20 protein-coding genes are annotated in these 19239 nt (G+C 72.2%); 14 read left to right on the top strand and 6 right to left on the bottom strand.

Translation table 11 applies throughout. The features are described from left to right. The first annotated feature begins 4 nt into the window (after positions 1-4). Both rpsR and RND61_RS02410 read left to right on the top strand, forming a co-directional pair. The gene (gene rpsR / locus RND61_RS02415) at positions 5-250 is read left to right on the top strand and encodes a 30S ribosomal protein S18 (protein WP_315875948.1); all 246 of its coding nucleotides are present in this window, start codon (positions 5-7) and stop codon (positions 248-250) included. A 269-nt stretch (positions 251-519) separates the two neighbouring features. Next, positions 520-738 (top strand): DUF397 domain-containing protein, encoded by a 219-nt coding sequence (locus tag RND61_RS02410; protein ID WP_315876110.1) that lies wholly within the window; start codon positions 520-522, stop codon positions 736-738. Positions 739-859: 121 nt separating this feature from the next. Here the strand turns inward: RND61_RS02410 and RND61_RS02405 are convergent, their stop codons facing one another. Beyond that, on the bottom strand, positions 860-1360 hold the full coding sequence (locus RND61_RS02405) for an ATP-binding protein (RefSeq protein WP_315875947.1): 501 nt from the start codon (positions 1358-1360) through the stop codon (positions 860-862). A 289-nt stretch (positions 1361-1649) separates the two neighbouring features. On the opposite strand from RND61_RS02405, the gene RND61_RS02400 reads away from it, so the two are divergent. From RND61_RS02400 to RND61_RS02375, 6 genes are all read left to right on the top strand, one after another. Beyond that, positions 1650-2534: a helix-turn-helix domain-containing protein gene (locus tag RND61_RS02400; RefSeq protein ID WP_315875946.1), complete on the top strand. Its 885-nt coding sequence runs from the start codon at positions 1650-1652 to the stop codon at positions 2532-2534. Between the two features lie 76 nt (positions 2535-2610). After that, entirely contained in the window at positions 2611-4068 is a 1458-nt protein-coding gene (locus tag RND61_RS02395; protein WP_315875945.1) for an aldehyde dehydrogenase family protein, read from the top strand. Between the two features lie 100 nt (positions 4069-4168). Next, positions 4169-4714 (top strand): DinB family protein, encoded by a 546-nt coding sequence (locus RND61_RS02390; protein ID WP_315875944.1) that lies wholly within the window; start codon positions 4169-4171, stop codon positions 4712-4714. 215 nt (positions 4715-4929) lie between these two features. Next, the gene (locus RND61_RS02385) at positions 4930-5571 is read left to right on the top strand and encodes a PadR family transcriptional regulator (RefSeq protein ID WP_315875943.1); all 642 of its coding nucleotides are present in this window, start codon (positions 4930-4932) and stop codon (positions 5569-5571) included. A gap of 84 nt (positions 5572-5655) precedes the next feature. Next, positions 5656-6414 (top strand): MerR family transcriptional regulator, encoded by a 759-nt coding sequence (locus RND61_RS02380; RefSeq protein WP_315875942.1) that lies wholly within the window; start codon positions 5656-5658, stop codon positions 6412-6414. A 401-nt stretch (positions 6415-6815) separates the two neighbouring features. After that, the gene (locus RND61_RS02375; protein ID WP_315875941.1) at positions 6816-7511 is read left to right on the top strand and encodes a VTT domain-containing protein; all 696 of its coding nucleotides are present in this window, start codon (positions 6816-6818) and stop codon (positions 7509-7511) included. A 74-nt stretch (positions 7512-7585) separates the two neighbouring features. Here RND61_RS02375 and RND61_RS02370 read toward each other — a convergent pair whose 3' ends face one another. Next, positions 7586-9238: a threonine/serine exporter family protein gene (locus tag RND61_RS02370; protein ID WP_315875940.1), complete on the bottom strand. Its 1653-nt coding sequence runs from the start codon at positions 9236-9238 to the stop codon at positions 7586-7588. 215 nt (positions 9239-9453) lie between these two features. Further along, the gene (locus RND61_RS02365) at positions 9454-9948 is read right to left on the bottom strand and encodes an inorganic diphosphatase (RefSeq protein ID WP_315875939.1); all 495 of its coding nucleotides are present in this window, start codon (positions 9946-9948) and stop codon (positions 9454-9456) included. A gap of 135 nt (positions 9949-10083) precedes the next feature. Between RND61_RS02365 and dacB the strand changes: the two genes are divergently transcribed. From dacB to folE, 6 genes are all read left to right on the top strand, one after another. Beyond that, positions 10084-11508, top strand: a complete 1425-nt coding sequence (gene dacB, locus RND61_RS02360; protein WP_315875938.1) for a D-alanyl-D-alanine carboxypeptidase/D-alanyl-D-alanine endopeptidase — start codon at positions 10084-10086, stop codon at positions 11506-11508. Positions 11509-11636: 128 nt separating this feature from the next. Beyond that, on the top strand, positions 11637-12764 hold the full coding sequence (locus RND61_RS02355; RefSeq protein ID WP_315875937.1) for a zinc-dependent metalloprotease: 1128 nt from the start codon (positions 11637-11639) through the stop codon (positions 12762-12764). A 210-nt stretch (positions 12765-12974) separates the two neighbouring features. Further along, complete coding sequence (tilS, locus tag RND61_RS02350) at positions 12975-14063, top strand: tRNA lysidine(34) synthetase TilS (RefSeq protein WP_315875936.1); 1089 nt, start codon at positions 12975-12977, stop codon at positions 14061-14063. Between the two features lie 95 nt (positions 14064-14158). Then, positions 14159-14698, top strand: coding sequence for a hypoxanthine phosphoribosyltransferase (gene hpt, locus RND61_RS02345; protein ID WP_037947448.1), 540 nt, complete (start codon positions 14159-14161; stop codon positions 14696-14698). Between the two features lie 210 nt (positions 14699-14908). Next, positions 14909-16936 carry an ATP-dependent zinc metalloprotease FtsH gene (ftsH, locus tag RND61_RS02340; protein ID WP_315875935.1) on the top strand — a complete coding sequence of 676 codons (2028 nt, stop codon included), beginning with the start codon at positions 14909-14911 and terminating at the stop codon, positions 16934-16936. Positions 16937-17032: 96 nt separating this feature from the next. Then, positions 17033-17638, top strand: a complete 606-nt coding sequence (gene folE, locus RND61_RS02335; protein WP_315875934.1) for a GTP cyclohydrolase I FolE — start codon at positions 17033-17035, stop codon at positions 17636-17638. Between the two features lie 82 nt (positions 17639-17720). On the opposite strand, the gene RND61_RS02330 is transcribed toward folE, so the two are convergent. Genes RND61_RS02330 through folB form a run of 3 tightly spaced genes read right to left on the bottom strand, consistent with a single transcriptional unit; the run spans position 17721 to position 19216 of the window. Continuing rightward, positions 17721-18206 (bottom strand): DUF3180 domain-containing protein, encoded by a 486-nt coding sequence (locus RND61_RS02330; RefSeq protein WP_315875933.1) that lies wholly within the window; start codon positions 18204-18206, stop codon positions 17721-17723. A 54-nt stretch (positions 18207-18260) separates the two neighbouring features. Further along, complete coding sequence (gene folK / locus RND61_RS02325; RefSeq protein ID WP_315875932.1) at positions 18261-18860, bottom strand: 2-amino-4-hydroxy-6-hydroxymethyldihydropteridine diphosphokinase; 600 nt, start codon at positions 18858-18860, stop codon at positions 18261-18263. After that, on the bottom strand, positions 18857-19216 hold the full coding sequence (gene folB, locus RND61_RS02320) for a dihydroneopterin aldolase (protein ID WP_315875931.1): 360 nt from the start codon (positions 19214-19216) through the stop codon (positions 18857-18859). The genes folK and folB overlap by 4 nt, the downstream gene beginning before the upstream one ends. Between the last annotated feature and the right edge of the window lie 23 nt (positions 19217-19239).

Raw genomic sequence — 19239 nt, 5'->3', positions numbered from 1 at the left:
CCCCGTGCCCCCGCGCCGCTCTGCCGACCGCAAGCCGACCAAGGCCCGCCCCAACCCGCTGGACCGGGAAGGGATCACGTACATCGACTACAAGGACACCGACCTGCTGCGGAAGTTCGTCTCCGACCGCGGCAAGATCCGCAGCCGCCGGGTGACCCGCGTCTCGGCCCAGCAGCAGCGGCAACTGGCCAGGGCCGTGAAGAACGCCCGCGAGATGGCGCTGCTGCCGTACGCCTCGGCGGCCCGCTGACGCACCGCCGTTCCTCAAGGGGGCTCCCCCGCGCTCCGCGCGCGTGGGGGGCCTTTTTCCGTGTGCCGGGGGAAAGAGGGAGCCTCACGGGCCCGGTACGCGTCTCAGTAGTCGAAGGAACACCCGGCGTGCACGTGCATCTGCTCATGCATGTGCAGGTGAACGCAGCTATGATCCCAGATAGTTGACACCTGCAACATCACTCACTCATGTAACTCATGTGACTCGGGGAGCGTCCTGTGCACCACGTGTTGAACGTGTACAACGGCATGGCGGCCACGGAGCTTCACGGGGTCGTCTGGCAGAAGAGCCGGCACAGCAATTCACAAGGCTCGTGCGTCGAATTCGCCAAGCTCCCCGGCGGGAATGTGGCGGTACGCAACTCGCGGTTCCCCGACGGGCCCGCCCTGGTCTACACCCCCGCGGAGATCGAGGCAATGCTCCTGGGCGTCAAGGACGGGGAGTTCGACCACCTCGTCGGCGGCTGACGGCCCGCCCCCGCGCCGGGCACGGAAAAAGGGGCTCCGCGAACGGAGCCCCTTTTCATCGGCGGCGAGTCCCCCGTGGCCTCGGGCCGACGTCTCTTCCGGTGCGGAGCACCGGCCCCGGCTACGGTTGGTCGGCGAGCCGGAACAGCGCCCAGACGACCTTCCCGTGCAGCGTCCCCGCCAGCGGGTGCCACCCCCAGCTGTCGCTGAACGACTCGACCAGGAACAGCCCGCGCCCCGACTCCGCCGAGAAGTCCTCGCCGGAGGTGCGCGCCGCGGGCGTGTCCGGGCTGGGGTCGCGCACCGCGCACACGAGCCGGCCCGCCCAGCGCATCAGGTGCAGCCGCACGGGCGGGTCGAGCGGGTGCTCGCGCGGGGTGTCGGCGGGCAGCGCGTGCCGCAGGGCGTTGGTGACGAGTTCGGAGACGACGAGTGCGACGTCGTCGAACCGGTCGCTGAGGTTCCACTGCGCGAGGGTCGTGCTTGTGAACTGGCGGGCGCCGCGCACCGCTTCGTACCGGGCGGGCAGGGCGCACGAGGCCGAGCTCGACAGGGACGCGGCGTCGATCGGGGGAAGCCCCTGCCTTAACGGCTCGAGCATGGTCGATCCATTCGTCCCCATGCGAGGCACTCCCCGGATTCGCGGCTGTGGTGCTACAACACGAACGACTACGCAGGTGCGCGGGGACCATGGTTCCGAAAGGGAGGGGCAGATGCAAGGGCAGATGCACGTGCACGCGCCCGAGGTGTCCTGCCCCGTGGCGGTTCTTGGCCATATCTTCCCCGGGTCGTTCCGGCGGCTGTGGCCGAAGTGGTCGCCGTTCTGTAATCGTTCGCGTACGGGGTGAAGCGTTTTGGTGGCAGAATCCGCTTCCTCGGGGCTCGGGGGTGCTCCGTCGTACACATCAGCGATGGGGAGGGTTGGAGACGTGACCGCGACTGAATCCGGCGGTTCCGTGGTGCGGCGCATCCTGCTGGGCTCTCAGCTGAGGAGGCTGCGCGAGTCGCGCGGCATCACCCGGGAGGCCGCCGGCTACTCGATCCGGGCGTCCGAATCCAAGATCAGCCGGCTGGAGTTGGGAAGGGTGAGCTTCAAGGCACGGGACGTGGAGGATCTGCTCACGCTCTACGGCGTGACCGACGAGAAGGAGCGCGAGGCGCTGCTGGGCCTCGTCCGGGAGGCCAACCTCGCGGGCTGGTGGCACAGTTACGGCGACGTGCTGCCCGGATGGTTCCAGACGTACATCGGGCTTGAGGGCGCCGCCTCGCTCATCCGCATCTACGAGGTCCAGTTCGTCCACGGCCTGCTGCAGACCGAGGCGTACGCGCACGCGGTCGTCGCCCGCGGGATGTGCTCCACCGCCTCGGCCGCCGAGATCGACCGCCGCGTCGCGCTGCGCCTGGAGCGGCAGAAGGTCCTCGTGTCCGAGCGCGCTCCGCGGTTTCACGCCGTTCTCGACGAGGCCGCGCTGCGCCGCCCGTACGGCGACCGGTCCGTCATGCGCGACCAGTTGAAGCACCTGATCGAGATGTCGGAACGGCCCAACGTCACGCTCCAGGTGATGCCGTTCAGCTTCGGCGGGCACTCCGGCGAGAGCGGCGCCTTCACCATGCTGCGGTTTCCCGAGTCCGACCTCTCGGACATCGTCTACCTGGAACAGCTGACGGGCGCCCTCTACATCGACAAGCGCGACGAGGTCGCCCAGTACGAGCGGGCCATGGAGAGGCTCCACGCGGACAGCCCCGGCCCGGAGGAAAGTCGGGATCTCCTCAGAGGACTCCTGCAACTCATTTGATACGTAAGTAGTATGACGTCCCGTCATAGATGCCCGGGAGCGGCCCTGCGGGCCACGCGGCTTCGGAAGGGATGTCATGTCCTACTTCAAAGATCTGGCCCTGCAGTACATCGACGGTGAATGGCGGGCCGGTGGCGGCTCGTGGGACATCATCGACTTCAACCCGTACAACGAGGAGAAGCTCGCCTCCATAACCGTCGCCACCGTCGACGAGGTGGACCAGGCCTACCGCGCCGCCGAGCGGGCGCAGGCCGGGTGGGCCGCGACCAACCCGTACACGCGGCGCGGCGTCTTCGAGCGCGCCCTGCGGATCATCGAGGACCGCGAGGACGAGCTGATCGAGGCGATCGTCGCGGAGCTCGGCGGCACGCGCGGCAAGGCCGCCTTCGAGCTCCACCTCGCCCGCGAGTTCATGCGCGAGGCGATCCACCTGTCGCTGCGGCCCGAGGGCCGGATCCTCCCGTCGCCCATCGACGGCAAGGAGAACCGCCTCTACCGGCTGCCGGTCGGCGTCGTCGGCGTGATCAGCCCGTTCAACTTCCCCTTCCTGCTCTCGCTGAAGTCCGTCGCCCCGGCGCTGGCCCTGGGCAACGCGGTGGTGCTCAAGCCGCACCAGAACACCCCGATCCTCGGCGGCACCATGCTGGCCAAGGTCTTCGAGGACGCGGGCCTGCCGCCCGGCGTCCTCAACGTCGTCGTCACCGACATCGCGGAGATCGGCGACGCGCTGCTGGAGCACCCGATCCCGAGGGTCATCTCCTTCACCGGCTCCGACCGCGTCGGCAGGCACGTCGCCACGGTGTGCGCCAACCACTTCAAGCGGGCCGTCCTGGAGTGCGGCGGCAACAGCGCGCTCGTCGTCCTCGACGACGCGGACATCGACTACGCCGTCGACGCGGCCGTCTTCAGCCGCTTCATCCACCAGGGCCAGGCGTGCATGGCCGCCAACCGCGTCCTGGTCGACCGGTCCGTCCTCGACGAGTTCACCGAGAAGTTCGTCGCGAAGGTGCGGACCCTGAAGACGGGCGACCCGTCCGAGCCCGAGACCCACATCGGCCCGCTCATCAACTCCTCGCAGGTCGAGTCGGTCATGAGTGCCATCCAGCAGACCGTCGCGGCCGGCGCCAAGGTGCTGGTGGGCGGCGTCTCGGAGGGCAACGTCGTCGCGCCGACCGTCCTGTCCGACATCCCGGCCGACGCCCCCGTCCTCACCCAGGAGATATTCGGCCCGGTCGCCCTCCTCATCCCGTTCGACGGTGAGGACGAGGCCGTCCGCATCACCAACGACACCCCGTACGGGCTGAGCGGCGGCGTCCACACCCGCGACGTCGAGCGCGGCGTGCGGTTCGCCCAGCGCGTCCACACGGGCATGATCCACGTCAACGACGGCATCATCCACGACGAGCCGATCGTGCCCTTCGGCGGCGAGAAGCACTCCGGCGTCGGGCGGCTCAACGGCGACGCGACCGTCGAGGCGTTCACCACGCAGAAGTGGATCTCCGTCCAGCACGCGCGCAGCACCTTCCCCATCTGACCCGGCCCGCACCCCCATCGAGGACAGGACCTGACCGCGATGGTCCCTAGCGTGAGGAGGTCAGGTCAGGGCACAACCCCACCGGAAAGGCGGTCCCTTCATGGTCGCTCTTGTCCCCGCCGAGGCGCACGGCGATGAGCGCGGCGCGCTGCTCTCCTTCATCGAGGCGCAGCGCGCCGCCCTCCGCCGCGCGGTCCTCGGACTGACCGAGGAGCAGGCGGCGAGCCGCCCCACCGCCAGCGAACTGTCGCTGTCGGGGCTGCTCAAGCACGCGGCGGAGGCCGAGCTCAACTGGCTGCGCCTCGCCCAGCAGCGCCCCAACGACAGGAGGCGCAGCCCGGAGACCTGGGCCGAGGGCTTCCGGCTGTCCGGCGACGAGACCATCCCCGGCGTGCTCGCCTTCTGGGACGGGGTCGTCAAGGAGCTGGAGGATTTCATCCGCACGGTGCCCAGCCTGGACGACACCTTCCCGCTGCCCGAGGCGCCCTGGTTCCCCAAGGACGGCCGGGTCTCCGTGCGGTGGATGGCACTGCACCTGGTGCAGGAGTTCGGCCGGCACGCCGGGCACGCCGACATCATCCGCGAGTGCCTGGACGGCAGGACCTCCTTCGAGCTGATCGAGATGGAGGCCGGCCGGGAGGCGTAGCGGACCGCCCGGGCCCGGGACGCCGAAGGCCCGCGCCGGTGGCCTGCGCCGACGGCTCGCGTCGACGGCCCGTGTCGGAGGCCGGTCGTGCTCGGCCCGGGGCCCCGCACTCCCGGGCCCCTCGGCCCTGGCGCGGCGCGTTCTCCCGGCGCGGACGCGTCCTTGCCCGTACCCTAGTCAAAATTGACGTCACGGTACGGAGGGCAGGGACGCGAATGTCGGCGATCCGGCTGCTGGTGCTCGGCGCCGTGCGCCAGCACGGGCGGGCACACGGCTACCAGGTGCGCAACGACCTGGAGTACTGGGGCGCCCACGAGTGGTCCAACGCCAAACCGGGCTCGATCTACCACGCCCTGAAGCAGATGGCGAAGCAGGGCCTGCTGCGCGCCCACGAGACCGCGCCCAGCACCGCCGGCGGCCCGCCCCGCACCGAGTACGAGATCACCGAACAGGGCACCGAGGAGTACTTCGCCCTGCTCCGCCAGGCCCTCACGGCGCACGACCAGAAGCCCGACAGCCTCACCGCCGCCCTCGGCTTCCTCGTCGACCTGCCGCGCGCGGAGGCGGTCGGCCTGCTCCGGCAGCGGGTCGCGGGCCTGGAGCGCTGGCGGGCCACCGTCACCGAGCACTACACGCCGGAGGGCGGCCCCGAGCAACTGGGCCACATCGGGGAGATCATGAACCTCTGGCTCCACCAGGCCGACGCGGGCGCCGCCTGGACCCGCGGCCTCATCGAGCGGGTCGAGGGCGGCGCGTACACCTTCGCCGGCGAGGGCGACCCGTTCGTCGGCGTCCTCGCGGACGGCCAGGAGAACCCGTACGCGACGGGCTCCCGGCACCCCGGCGACCAGGGCTGACGCCCTCCTCGGAAAAGCCGCTTGCACCTCACGCGGCGTGAGGAACCAGGCTGGGGGCGTACCGAAGGAAGGAGCGGGGGGACGATGAGCTACTCCGTCGGACAGGTCGCCCGTCTCGCCGGGACCACGGTGCGGACCCTGCACCACTACGACGAGATCGGGCTGCTCTCCCCGAGCGGCCGCAGCCACGCCGGACACCGGCGCTACGAGGACGACGACCTCGACCGGCTGCAGCAGATCCTGTTCTACCGGGAGCTCGGCTTCCCGCTCGACCAGGTCGCGGCCCTCCTCGACGACCCGGACACGGACCCGCAGGAGCACCTGCGGCGCCAGCACCGGCTGCTGACCGCCCGGATCGTCGAACTGCAGAGGATGGCCGAGGCCGTCGAGAACGCCATGGAGGCGAAGAAGATGGGCATCAACCTCACCCCCGAGGAGAAGTTCGAGGTCTTCGGGGACAAGGACCCCGAGCAGTACGCCGACGAGGCCGAGCAGCGCTGGGGCGGCACCGAGGCGTACCGCGAGTCCCAGCGCCGCGCCGCCCGCTACGCCAAGGAGGACTGGCAGCGCATCCAGGACGAGGCGAAGGACTGGGGCGAGCGCTACACGGCGCTGATGGAGGAGGGCGAGGAGCCGTCCGGCGAGCGCGCCGTGGCCATGGCGGAGGAGCACCGGCAGCACATCTGCCGCTGGTTCTATGACTGCCCCTACGAGATGCACCGCTGCCTGGGCGACATGTACGTCGCGGACGAGCGCTTCAAGGCGTTCTACGACAGCATGCGCCCCGGCCTCGCCGAGCACGTGCGGGACGCGATCCACGCGAACGCCGACCGCCACGCGTAACGGCGGCCCGCGCCGCCCCGCGCGGGACACCCATGAGGTCCGGGACCTCCCCGATGACCGTGCGGGAGCACCGCCCCGCGCGCGGGACACCCGGGGCCCGGGGTCCGGGCGGCCCCGCGGCGGAGCGCCGCCCCCGGGCGGGGCACCCGCGGGGCACCCGGGACCGGGGCGGGGTGCCGGGCAGTGGAGGGGCTGCCGGAGGCCCACGGGCCCCGGGCGGCCCCTCCGCCCCGCCCACCGGCCACGCGGAGTGACCGGAAGGGGCGGTATCCGGTCGTCCGGTTCGCTGCGCCGCCCGGGCCGCGCGCGCGGAGGGTCGGTGGAACCGAGGGCACGCCGGGAGCGTTGATACGTTTGGGCAGCCGTCCCCCGCCCATCGACCCAGGAGCCCGGAACCCGTGATGACCCTTGCGCTTGGCCCGGAGTGGCTCAGCCCGGACTACCTGATCTCCGAGTACGGCCTGCCCGGCATTCTGCTCATCGTCTTCGCCGAATCGGGGTTCTTCGCCTTCCTGCCGGGTGACTCGCTGCTGTTCACGGCGGGCCTGCTGGTCGCCGAGGGCAACTACATCCAGCAGCCGCTGTGGCTGGTCTGCACACTGATCGTGATCGCCGCGATCACCGGTGACCAGGTCGGCTACGCCATAGGCCGGTTCTTCGGCCCGAAGCTGTTCAGCCGCCCGAACTCCAAGGTCTTCAAGCAGGAGAACCTGGACAAGGCGCACGAGTTCGTCGAGAAGTACGGGCCGAAGGCGATCGTGCTGGCCCGTTTCGTGCCGATCGTGCGGACGTTCGCGCCGATCGTCGCGGGCGCCGGCCGGATGAAGTACCGGACGTTCATCGCGTACAACGTCGTCGGCGGCGTGCTCTGGGGCGCCGGCATCACCGTCGCCGGGTTCTTCCTGGGTCAGATCGGCTTCATCAAGGAGAACATCGAGGCGATCCTCGTCCTGATCGTCCTGCTGTCGGTGATCCCGATCATCATCGAGTTCGTGCGCGGACGCTCGAAGGCGAAGAAGGCCGCCGCGCTGTCCGGCGCGGCGTTCCCGGCCGACCCCGCCGCGCCCGTGCAGCGCGGCCGCCACGCCAGGCGCTGACCACCGCGCCCGGGGGCACCGGGCGCCGCACCGGCCACGCGCGGCCGGCCGGGGGACCGGCCGGTCGCGCGCCGTCAGAAGCCCCTCGTGCGCTTGGCCGCGCGGCGGGTCGCCGCCGTCGCCGGCGCCCGCAGGAACATCCGGGCCAGCTCGCCGCCCAGGTTCACGCCGATCGCGATGGCCAGCGCCAGCGCCGCCGCGCGCGCCAGCGACGCGAAACCGGCGTCCATGTTGTTCTGCGCGATGTTGAGGACGCCGTAGTACATCGCGGAACCGGGCAGCAGCGGCCCGATCGCCGCCGTCACGTACGGCAGCGACGTCGACCGCTCGTACCGCGCCATCAGCTGCCCGAACAGGCCCACCAGCCCGGCCGCCAGCGCCGTCGCCAGCATCGCCGACCCCCCGGCCGTCACCGCGACCGCCCCGAACACGACCCAGGCCACCGCGCCGTTCACCATCACGAACACCACCGTGGAACGTTCCTGCTGGAGCAGGACCGCGAAGGTCAGCGACAGCGCCATCGCCGCGAGGATCGACACCACCGGCCGCTCCGCCGGCGCGAGGGTCCCCTCCGGGCTCAGCTCCGCGCCCACCTGCACGCCCACGTACAGCGTCGTCAGCACGCCCACCACGATCGCGACGAAGAAGTACACGACCTCCAGCAACCGCGCCGACGCGGTGATGTAGAAGCCCGTCAGGCCGTCCTGCACGGCCGCGACCAGCGCCCGCCCCGGGATCAGCGCGAACAGCCCGCCCGTGATCACCGCCGACGGCCGTAGCCCCGCGTGGAGCAGGCTCACCACCACGCCCAGCGCCGCGGGCGGCACCGCCGCCACCGCGAACTGGTAGAACTCCGGCAGCCCCCGCCCCGCCGCCAGCCACGCCAGCCGGTCGCCGAGCATCGCCCCCGCGGCCGCGATCAGGAACACCGTCACATCGCCGCCCAGCAGCACCGACGCCGCACCGGCCAGACCGCCCGCCGCCAGGGTCAGCACCCAGCCGGGGTACGGGTGCCGGTTGCGGCGGATCAGCGCCAGCCGCCGGTACGCGTCCTCCAGGGTGACGTCGACGTCCTCGGTGTTGATGTCCGTGACGAGCTGGTACACGGCCGTCAGCCGCGTGTAGTCGGTGCCGCGGCGCCGCACGATCCGGCTCGCCGTCACGGGGTCGTCCACCAGCGACGGCTGGTACGTGACCGACAGGAGCGTGAACGTGACCGTCGGCTCGCAGCGGTCCATCCCGTACGAGCGGCAGATCGCGAACATGGCCGCCTCGACGTCCTCGGCGCCCTCGCCCCCCGCCAACAGCAGCTCGCCGATGCGCAGCGTCAGGTCCAGCACGCGGGGCACGGCCGGGCCGGCGCCCTCCTCGTGCCGCTGCGCCGGCTCGGTCAGCGGACGCTCGCCCACCGGCATCCGCAGCATGGTCCGCATCCGGTCCTGCCACGGCGCGTCCTTCGACAGCCGGACCGCCGGCAGGCCCTGCGCGGGCGTGTACGCCGGGTGGGCCAGCCGCGCGTCGAACGTGGACGGCGGCGCGAACGCGGACCTCTCCGGCTCCCCGGACGGCTCCGCCGCGAACCCCTCCGGGACGGCGAACTCCGAACTCGGGTGGTCGTCCTCGGGCGGGCCCGGCGGCTCCACACCGGCAGGCGGGGTGAAGGCGCTGCGCGCCTCGTCCGGCTGCGGTTTGCGGTCCTCCTCCGGACCGTGCGGCTCCGCCACCACTGTGCCTGCCCACTCCCGCTGATCGTTCGTCGCGTCGTCTCCGCCTGCCCGGGGCGCCGTGCCGTACTCCCGGTGCCGCACGCCTCCACGCGCGCGTGGCGTGCCCGTTCCGCCCAGTATGGGCGTCCTTGCCCCGCCCGCACAGCACGGCGGGCGGCGCACCCGTGACGCTCGGGGTGCGCCGCCCGCCGGCGGAACGCGGTGAGGGGGCTGCCTCAGTGGGCGCCGCCCTGCTCCTTCAGGCGCTTGATGGACGCCTCGATCTCGGCCTCCGCCTCGGCACGGCCGACCCAGTCGGCGCCCTCGACGGACTTGCCCGGCTCCAGGTCCTTGTAGACCTCGAAGAAGTGCTGGATCTCCAGGCGGTCGAACTCGGACACGTGGTGGATGTCGCGCAGGTGCTCCATGCGCGGGTCCGACGCCGGGACGCACAGCAGCTTGTCGTCGCCGCCGGCCTCGTCGGTCATGCGGAACATGCCGATCGCGCGGCACCTCACCAGAACACCGGGGAAGGTCGGCTCGTCCAGGATGACCAGCGCGTCCAGCGGGTCGCCGTCCTCACCCAGGGTGCCCTCGACGAAGCCGTAGTCCGCCGGGTACACGGTCGAGGTGAACAGGTGGCGGTCGAGACGGATGCGACCGGTCTCGTGGTCCACCTCGTACTTGTTCCGCGAACCCTTCGGGATCTCGATGCAGACGTCGAACTCCACGGGTGGCTCCTCCAAGATCAACACAATGTCGGGTCACTGGACCGCCGTGATCACCGGGGTGCCGTGCTCGTGGCCCAGCTCAGTGGTTAAGTGTCCCTCACGCAACCGAGTGCTCGCGAAAGGGGCTGGTCAGCCGTGCTGGAGCGGAACGTGCTGCGGCTGGCCGCGGGCTCCGCCGCCGTCGGCGTCGCCCTGGCCGCCACGGTGGCGGGTCTCGCCGGTCCCTGGGACGGGGGTCAGCGTACGGCCGAACGCGACCGCGCCGCTGCCCGGGCCGCCACAGGTGGCGCACATCACGGCCGGGGCGCCGGGCCGGGCCCCTCCGTCGGCCGCGCGCCCGCGCCCGCGCCGAGCGCCCCCGCGGTCCTCACGCCCCTGGCGGCGCCCGCCCGCGTCCAGGACGCCCCCGCGCCCGCCCTCGCCGGGGCGCTCGACCCGCTGTTCCGCGACCCCGGCCTCGGCGCCCCGCGCACGGCGGCCGTCGTGGACGTGGCGACCGGCCGCCGGCTGTACGGGCACGGGGTGGCGGCCCCCATGCCCCCGGCCTCCACCATCAAGATCGCCACCACGGCGGCGGCCCTCTCGGCGCTGGGCCCCGACCACCGCCTCACCACCACCGTCGTCGCGTCGCGGGACGCCCGCACGGTCACCCTCGTCGGCGGCGGCGACCCGACGCTCGACGAGAGCCGCCTGAAGGCCCTGGCGGCGGCCACCGCGAAGGCCCTGCGCGCGCGGGGCGCGGCGCCCACGGCCCTGACGTACGACACCTCCCTGTACACGGGCCCGGTGCGGCACCGGATCGGCGTCAACGACAACATCGCCCCCGTCACGGCGCTCATGACCCGCTCCGCACGCCTCGACGACTCCACCTCCGGCCCGGCCCCGCGCGCGGGGGACCCGGCGGGGGAGACGGCGCGCGCCTTCGCGGAGCTGCTCGCGGCGCGGGGCGTCACGGTGTCCCCGGCTCCCCGGCCCGGCCGCGCCCCGCACCGGCCCCTGCGGCTCGCGGCGACGCACTCGGCCCCCCTGTCCACCCTGGTGGAGCGCACGCTGACGCACAGCGACAACGACCTGGCGGAGGCGCTGGCCCGGGCGACCGCCCGCGCGACCCGCCACCCCGCCGGCTTCGACGGCGCCGGGCGGGCGGTGCGGGCGCAACTGCGGGGGCTCGGCGTGCCGCTGGACGGCGCCGTCATCAGGGACGGCAGTGGCCTCGACCGCCGCAACCGCCTCTCCGCGCGCCTCCTCACCGCGCTCCTGGCCCGCGCCGCCGACCCCGCCCACCCCGAGCTGCGCCCCGTCCTGACGGGCCTCCCGGTGGGCGGCTTCAGCGGCACCCTGGAGGACCGCTACACGGACGGTTCCCCGGCGGCGGGCCTCATCCGCGCGAAGACGGGCACCCTGACGGGCGTGAACGCCCTGGCGGGCACGGCGGTGACCCACGACGGCCGCCTCCTGGCCTTCGCCTTCCTGGCGTCGAACACCCCGTCCCCGTACGAGGCCCAGCCGGCCCTGGACGCCCTCGCCACCGCCCTGACCGCCGCCCGGCCACGGCCCTGACCGCCGCCCGGCCCGCGGCGGCCCCCGCGTCCCGGCCCGCGCCCGCCGTCCCGGCCGCGCCCGCCCGCGTACGGTCCGCGTACGCCCGCGGGGTCACCCTTGTGGCGCGGAGCACGTACGGTTGACGCATGACGAGCATCGGTGGTGCCGAGATGGTCGACTGGAATCTCGCGGTGGCGACCGCGACCCGATTCGTGCGGCCCGGGCCCGAGGTGAGCCGCGACGAGGCCCGGGAGGTCGTCGCCGAGCTGCGGCGGCACGCCAAGGCCTCGGAGGAGCACGTCCGAGGGTTCACCCGCATGGTCCCGGAGGGGCACGAGCCCGAGGACACCCCCGTCCTCGTCGTCGACCGGGCCGGATGGATCCGGGCGAACGTGGCGGGCTTCCGCGAACTCCTCAAGCCCCTGCTGGACAAGATGGCGGAGCGCCGCCCCGGCGGCCCCGGCGGCGCCGTCCTCGGCGCGGTCGGCGGCAAGGTGACCGGCGTGGAGCTGGGCATGCTCCTCTCCTTCCTCGCCTCCCGCGTCCTCGGCCAGTACGAGACCTTCGCCCCCGCCACCCGCGAACTGCCCGCCGGGGAGAACGGCGGCGGCCGGCTCCTCCTCGTCGCGCCCAACATCGTCCACGTCGAGCGGGAGCTCGCCGTCGCCCCGCACGACTTCCGCCTGTGGGTGAGCCTCCACGAGGAGACGCACCGCACGCAGTTCACCGCCGTGCCGTGGCTGCGCGACCACCTGCGGAGCGAGATCCAGGCGTTCCTCGGCGCGACCGAGGTCGACCCGATGACCGTGCTGGAACGTCTCCGCGAGGCCGTCCAGACCTTCGCCGGCGCCCGGCCGGAGGCCGAGGAGGACGACGGCGGCCGTTCCCTCGTCGAGCTGGTCCAGACCCCGGAGCAGCGGGAGATCCTGGGCCGCCTCACGGCCGTCATGTCGCTCCTCGAAGGCCACGCCGACTACGTCATGGACGGCGTCGGCCCGCAGGTCGTGCCGTCCGTCGCGGAGATCCGCGAGAAGTTCCAGCAGCGCCGCGCGCGCGGGGCGTCCCGCCTCGACGCGGCGCTGCGCAAGCTGCTCGGACTGGACGCCAAGCTCCGTCAGTACCGCGACGGCGAGCGGTTCGTCCGGGCCGTCGTCGACGAGGTCGGCATGGCGGGCTTCAACCGGGTGTGGACCTCCCCGAACACGCTGCCCACGAAGGCCGAGATCGCCAGGCCGGCGGAGTGGGTGGCGAGGGTGCACCGCAAGGGGGAGTGAGGAAGCGGAACCGGTGTCCCCGGAACGGAGCCGCTCCAATCACCCATCCGAGGGACCGTGGGCGACGGATAGGCGTGCGATGCTCGGGTAACGGCTGTGTTCTGTCACCATCGACGCACGCTGAGTGACGGCCTGAGTGACCGAACCCTCCGTTCCGACCGTTAAGACTCCGACCGAGGCACCCCCCAACTTCCACGAAGGGCACCGGACATGGGTCCCCATCCTGCGGTCGCGGCGATACGCCTGGCGGTTCGCCGCGTACTCCACGACGTACTCAACGAGGTCTCCCGGAACACCGCCGCCCGCCCCGCGGCGGCAGCTCCCGCGCACCCGGACGCCAGCGGCCCCGAGCGGGCCGCGCGCGCCGGCACCGACCGCGCCGGCGAGCCGCCGCTCGTGCTGGTCGCCTGCTCCGGCGGCGCCGACTCCATGGCGCTGGCCTCCGCCCTCGCCTTCGAGGCGCGCAAGCTGGCCGTCCGCGCCGGCGGCATCACCATCGACCACGGCCTCCAGCCCGGCTCCGACCTGCGCGCCGCCGAGGTCGCCTCCCGGCTCAGCGCCCTGCGGCTCGACCCGGTCGAGGCCATCACGGTGACCGTCGGCCGCGAGGGCGGGCCCGAGGCGGCCGCCCGCGACGCCCGGTACGCCGCCCTGGACGAGGCCGCCGAGCGCCTGGGCGCCGCCGCCGTCCTGCTCGGCCACACCCGCGACGACCAGGCCGAGACCGTGCTCCTCGGCCTCGCCCGCGGCTCCGGCATCCGCTCCCTGTCCGGCATGGCCGCCGTCTCCGGCGCCGCCGGCCGCTACCGCCGCCCCTTCCTGCACCTCGACCGCCAGACCGCCCGCAAGGCGTGCCTGGTCCAGTCCCTGCCCGTCTGGGACGACCCGATGAACGCCGACCCGGCGTACACGCGGTCCCGGCTGCGCCACGAGGGCCTGCCCGCCCTGGAGAAGTCGCTCGGCAAGGGCGTCGTGGAGGCCCTCGCCCGTACCGCGCAGCTCTGCCGCGACGACGCCGACGCCCTGGACCGCTGGGCCGCCGAGGCCGACGCCACCGTCCGCGACGAGGCCGGCCTGCTGGAGTGCGCCAAGCTGTACGCCCTGCCGCCCGCCGTGCGCCGCCGCGTCCTGCGCCGCGCGGCCATCGCCGAGGGCGCCCCGGCCGGGTCGCTGTTCGCCCGGCACGTCGAGGAGCTGGACCGGCTGATCACGGGCTGGCGGGGCCAGGGCGCCATCAACCTGCCCGGCCGCGTCGTCGCCCGGCGCCAGGGTGGCAGACTGGTCATCCGGCAAGGCTGACCGAAAACCGGCCGAGGCATCGGTCAGGAGGCCGTCCAGGCCGGTCCAGGCTGGCGCAGGCTGCAACGAAAGTGACCCGGGTGAACCAGAACGACATGGGTGCCGACCTCAAGTCGGTGCTCATCACCAAGGAAGAGATCGACGCCAAGCTGGCCGAGCTGGCGTCGAAGATCGACGCGGAGTACGCGGGCAAGGACCTGCTCATCGTCGGCGTCCTCAAGGGCGCCGTGATGGTGATGGCGGACCTGGCGCGCGCCCTGTCCACCCCCGTCACCATGGACTGGATGGCCGTCTCCTCGTACGGGGCGGGCACCCAGTCCTCGGGCGTCGTCCGGATCCTCAAGGACCTGGACACCGACATCAAGGGCAAGCACGTCCTGATCGTCGAGGACATCATCGACTCCGGGCTGACCCTGTCCTGGCTGCTCTCCAACCTCGGCTCGCGCGAGCCGGCCTCCCTGGAGGTCTGCACGCTGCTGCGCAAGCCCGAGGCGGCGAAGGTGGCGATCGACGTGAAGTGGATCGGCTTCGACATCCCCAACGAGTTCGTCGTGGGGTACGGGCTGGACTACGCCGAGAAGTACCGCAACCTCCCGTTCGTCGGGACGCTCGCGCCGCACGTCTACGGCGGCTGACGGCCCGGGGCCGCGGCGACCCGGGAACCCTGGCCGCCTCCTCCGCGTTGGACGTGGGGAAGGCGGCCACGGGCGACAATGCTGGGGTACCGTCCGAAGAACAGCTTTTTTCCACACCCGTGCTGACCCAGACGCCAGCACGTAGTCTCACACTCTCACAGCAGCATTTACCTACGGGCAGGAGGGACGGGGCGTCATCGCTCCGTATGGATGGACGTGAAGCGATACTTCCGTGGGCCGGTCATGTGGATCGTGCTGGCCGTCCTCGCCGTGGTCGTGTTGATGCAGGTCGTCGGCTCGTCGGGCGGCTACAAGACGGTGGACACCGGCAAGGTCGTCCAGGCGATCGCCAAGAACCAGGTCGACCAGGTCAAGCTGACCACCGGCGACGAACAGATGATCAAGGCCGACCTGAAGGACGGCCAGAAGATCGACGGCAGCGACAAGATCCAGGCGAGCTACATCGGGACCCAGGGTTCCGACCTCGCCGCGACGCTGCAGCAGAAGTACGAGGCCGGTGAGATCGAGGACGGCTACACGATCTCGCCGACGAAGCAGAGCGCCTTCGTCTCCGTGCTGCTCTCGCTGCTGCCCTTCGTCCTGATCGTCCTGGTCTTCCTCTTCCTGATGAACCAGATGCAGGGCGGCGGCTCCCGCGTCATGAACTTCGGGAAGTCCAAGGCCAAGCTGATCACCAAGGACACCCCCAAGACGACGTTCGCCGACGTCGCCGGCTCGGACGAGGCCGTCGAGGAGCTCCACGAGATCAAGGAGTTCCTCCAGGAGCCCGCCAAGTTCCAGGCCGTCGGCGCCAAGATCCCCAAGGGTGTGCTGCTCTACGGCCCGCCCGGAACGGGCAAGACGCTCCTGGCGCGCGCCGTCGCCGGCGAGGCGGGCGTCCCCTTCTACTCGATCTCCGGCTCCGACTTCGTCGAGATGTTCGTGGGTGTCGGCGCCTCCCGCGTCCGCGACCTCTTCGAGCAGGCCAAGGCGAACGCCCCGGCGATCGTCTTCGTCGACGAGATCGACGCCGTCGGCCGGCACCGCGGCGCGGGCCTCGGCGGCGGCCACGACGAGCGCGAGCAGACCCTGAACCAGCTGCTCGTCGAGATGGACGGCTTCGACGTCAAGGGCGGCGTCATCCTGATCGCCGCCACGAACCGCCCGGACATCCTCGACCCGGCCCTCCTGCGCCCCGGCCGCTTCGACCGCCAGATCGCGGTCGACCGCCCGGACATGCAGGGCCGTCTGGAGATCCTCAAGGTCCACCAGAAGGGGAAGCCGGTCGCGCCCGACGTCGACCTGGCCGCCGTCGCCCGCCGTACGCCGGGCTTCACCGGCGCCGACCTGTCGAACGTGCTGAACGAGGCGGCGCTCCTCACGGCGCGCAGCGACAAGAAGCTCATCGACAACCACATGCTGGACGAGGCGATCGACCGCGTGGTCGCGGGCCCGCAGAAGCGGACCCGGATCATGTCGGACAAGGAGAAGAAGATCACCGCGTACCACGAGGCCGGTCACGCCCTCGTCGCCGCGGCGTCCCCGAACTCCGACCCCGTCCACAAGATCACCATCCTGTCCCGCGGCCGTGCCCTGGGCTACACGATGGTCCTGCCGGACGAGGACAAGTACTCGACCACGCGCAACGAGATGCTCGACCAGCTCGCGTACATGCTGGGCGGGCGCGCCGCCGAGGAGCTGGTCTTCCACGACCCGACCACGGGCGCGGCCAACGACATCGAGAAGGCCACGGCCACGGCCCGCGCGATGGTCACGCAGTACGGCATGACCGAGCGACTCGGCGCGATCAAGTTCGGCGGCGACAACACCGAGCCGTTCCTCGGCCGCGAGATGGCGCACCAGCGTGACTACTCCGAAGAGGTCGCCGCGCTGGTCGACGAGGAGGTCAAGAAGCTCATCGAGACGGCGCACAACGAGGCGTGGGAGATCCTCGTCGAGAACCGCGACGTCCTCGACAACCTGGTCCTCCAGCTCCTGGAGAAGGAGACTCTCGGCAAGGAGGAGATCGCCGAGATCTTCGCCCCGATCGTGAAGCGCCCGCCGCGCCCGGCGTGGACCGGCTCCTCGCGGCGTACGCCGTCGACGCGGCCGCCGGTGCTCTCCCCGAAGGAGCTGGCGCTGACCAACGGCGCCACCCCGTCGACGGCCACCACGGCCACGCCGGTGGAGACCACGAAGGCCACCGACGCGGTCCCGGAGGACCGTCCGGAGTCCTGACCCCGGATCCCACCCGGAATGGATGCCGCGCCCCCCAGGTTCTAGCCTGTGGGGGCGCGGCGTTCGCGCACTCAGGGAAGACGGAACGAGGCACACATGACCGACGCGGTGACGCTGGACGGCGAGGGCACGATCGGCGAGTTCGACGAGAAGCGCGCCGAGAACGCCGTGCGCGAACTCCTCATCGCGATCGGTGAGAACCCGGACCGGGAGGGACTGCGGGAGACGCCGGCCCGGGTCGCGCGGGCCTACCGGGAGATATTCGCCGGCCTGTGGCAGGAGCCGGAGGACGTGCTGACCACGACCTTCGACCTCGGCCACGACGAGATGGTGCTGGTCAAGGACATCGAGGTCTTCTCGACCTGCGAGCACCACCTGGTGCCCTTCCGCGGCGTGGCCCACGTCGGCTACATCCCCTCGACCTCCGGCAAGATCACCGGCCTGTCGAAGCTGGCCCGGCTGGTGGACGTGTACGCGCGCCGCCCCCAGGTGCAGGAGCGGCTGACCACGCAGATCGCCGACTCGCTGATGAAGATCCTCGAACCGCGCGGCGTGATCGTGGTCATCGAGTGCGAGCACATGTGCATGTCCATGCGCGGGATCCGCAAGCCCGGCGCCAAGACCCTCACGTCGGCCGTGCGCGGCCAGCTCCGGGACGTGGCGACCCGCGCCGAGGCGATGAGCCTCATCATGGCGAACTAGCGGCGCACGGCCGCGCGCGGAGCCACGCGGGGCGTAGGCGGGCGTGGACGGCCCGGCGGGGGCGGTGCCCCGGCGGGGGCGGTCACGCCGTCGTCGGGGAGGCGCCCGGGGGCTCGTCGTCCTCGGGGAGCCGGCACACCCGCTCCAGGAACAGGGCCGCCGCGACCACCGCGATGCCGGCCAGGACGGCGAAGCCCGCGTAGAGGGCCTGGTCGCGGCGGGCCGGGACGTCCAGGGAGCCCAGCAGGAAGACCCCGGTCCCCCCGTACATTCCGCTCACCGCGGCCGTGACCAGCGCGCTGGCCTGGCCGAAGACCACCGCGCGGGCCGCCAGCAGCGGCTCCACGCCCTTCGCGCCGGGGCGGCGCTCCCGCTGCGCCTTCAGGCGGGAGCGCAGGGACAGCGCCGTCGCCGCGAGGACCGCCGCGATCGCGGCCAGCACGATCGGCGCGGCCAGCGGGACGCTCGGCAGCGTGCCGAACGCGTCCCACAGCCGGGCGCCGCCCCAGGAGAGGACTCCGGCCACCACGAAGAGTCCGGCCAGTACCTTGACCCTCAGTTGCTTCACCGGTGTCCTTCGCGTCTGTCGGTGCCGTTGCCTGCCGTTCCGTACGGGCAACGGTCAGTCGGGGAGGCGGAGTTCCAGGTCGCCGCGGACGGTGACGCCCTCCTGGGCGACACCGGCCAACAGGTCCGCGACCCGGCCCGCCCCCGGGAGCTGGGCCTCCGGCTCCACGTCCAGCCACGGGCGCAGCACGAAGGCCCGCTGGTGGGCGCGCGGGTGGGGCAGGGTGAGGGCCGGGTCGTCGGAGACCTCGTCCGCGTACGTCACGATGTCCACGTCGACGGTCCGGGCGCCCCACCGCTCCGTGCGCACGCGGTCGAAGGCCTCCTCCACGGCGTGCGCCCGCTCCAGCAGCGACGAGGGGGGCAGCGTGGTCTTCACCACCACCACGGCGTTCAGGTACGGGGGCTGGGCGTCCGGCTCGACGCCCCAGGGCTCCGTCTCGTAGACCGGCGACACGGCCTTGACCCGCACGCCGGGCGTGTCCTCCAGGGCGTCGATGGCGCCCTGGAGGTTCTCCAGGCGGTTGCCGAGGTTGCCGCCGAGGGAGAGGACGGCCAGCCTCGGGTTGGTCAGCGTCGTGTCGGCGGCGTCGACCTGCTCCGTCACGGAGGCGGGCACCGGCTGTACCGTCGGGTCGCTGGGCGTGCGGTTCATACGCGGCTCCGGGTGATCGTGATGGTCACGTCGTCGAACGGGACGGTGATCGGGGCGTCCGGCTTGTGCACGCACACCTCGACCTCCTGGACACCCTCGTGCTTGAGGCACCGCTGGGCGATGCGCTCGGCCAGCGTCTCGATCAGGTCGACCGGCTCTCCCCGCACCACGTCGACGACCTCCTCGGCGACGATGCCGTAGTGGACGGTCTTGGTCAGGTCGTCCTCCGCGGCGGCGGGCCGGGTGTCGAGGCCCAGTACCACGTCCACGATGAACGTCTGGCCCTCCTCCCGCTCCTTGGGGAAGACGCCGTGGTGCCCGCGGGCCTTGAGGCCGCGCAGTGCGACACGATCCACGCGAATCACTCCTGCTGTCGTAG

This window comes from Streptomyces tamarix (assembly GCF_032423885.1).
GTDB classification, from domain to species: Bacteria; Actinomycetota; Actinomycetes; order Streptomycetales; family Streptomycetaceae; genus Streptomyces; species Streptomyces tamarix.
The sequence above is the reverse complement of the archived record's forward strand: the minus strand, read 5'-3'. Positions and strand labels throughout refer to the sequence as shown.

What these genes read in the sequence shown, in the direction of transcription:
- RND61_RS02410 (WP_315876110.1), top strand. Translation starts at nt 520, where the DNA reads ATGGCGGCCACGGAGCTTCACGGGGTCGTCTGGCAGAAGAGCCGGCAC.
- RND61_RS02405 (WP_315875947.1), bottom strand. Translation starts at nt 1,360, where the DNA reads ATGGGGACGAATGGATCGACCATGCTCGAGCCGTTAAGGCAGGGGCTT.
- RND61_RS02400 (WP_315875946.1), top strand. Translation starts at nt 1,650, where the DNA reads ATGGGGAGGGTTGGAGACGTGACCGCGACTGAATCCGGCGGTTCCGTG.
- RND61_RS02395 (WP_315875945.1), top strand. Translation starts at nt 2,611, where the DNA reads ATGTCCTACTTCAAAGATCTGGCCCTGCAGTACATCGACGGTGAATGG.
- RND61_RS02390 (WP_315875944.1), top strand. Translation starts at nt 4,169, where the DNA reads ATGGTCGCTCTTGTCCCCGCCGAGGCGCACGGCGATGAGCGCGGCGCG.
- RND61_RS02385 (WP_315875943.1), top strand. Translation starts at nt 4,930, where the DNA reads ATGTCGGCGATCCGGCTGCTGGTGCTCGGCGCCGTGCGCCAGCACGGG.
- RND61_RS02380 (WP_315875942.1), top strand. Translation starts at nt 5,656, where the DNA reads ATGAGCTACTCCGTCGGACAGGTCGCCCGTCTCGCCGGGACCACGGTG.
- RND61_RS02375 (WP_315875941.1), top strand. Translation starts at nt 6,816, where the DNA reads ATGACCCTTGCGCTTGGCCCGGAGTGGCTCAGCCCGGACTACCTGATC.
- RND61_RS02355 (WP_315875937.1), top strand. Translation starts at nt 11,637, where the DNA reads ATGACGAGCATCGGTGGTGCCGAGATGGTCGACTGGAATCTCGCGGTG.
- tilS (WP_315875936.1), top strand. Translation starts at nt 12,975, where the DNA reads ATGGGTCCCCATCCTGCGGTCGCGGCGATACGCCTGGCGGTTCGCCGC.
- hpt (WP_037947448.1), top strand. Translation starts at nt 14,159, where the DNA reads ATGGGTGCCGACCTCAAGTCGGTGCTCATCACCAAGGAAGAGATCGAC.
- ftsH (WP_315875935.1), top strand. Translation starts at nt 14,909, where the DNA reads ATGGACGTGAAGCGATACTTCCGTGGGCCGGTCATGTGGATCGTGCTG.
- folE (WP_315875934.1), top strand. Translation starts at nt 17,033, where the DNA reads ATGACCGACGCGGTGACGCTGGACGGCGAGGGCACGATCGGCGAGTTC.
- folK (WP_315875932.1), bottom strand. Translation starts at nt 18,860, where the DNA reads ATGAACCGCACGCCCAGCGACCCGACGGTACAGCCGGTGCCCGCCTCC.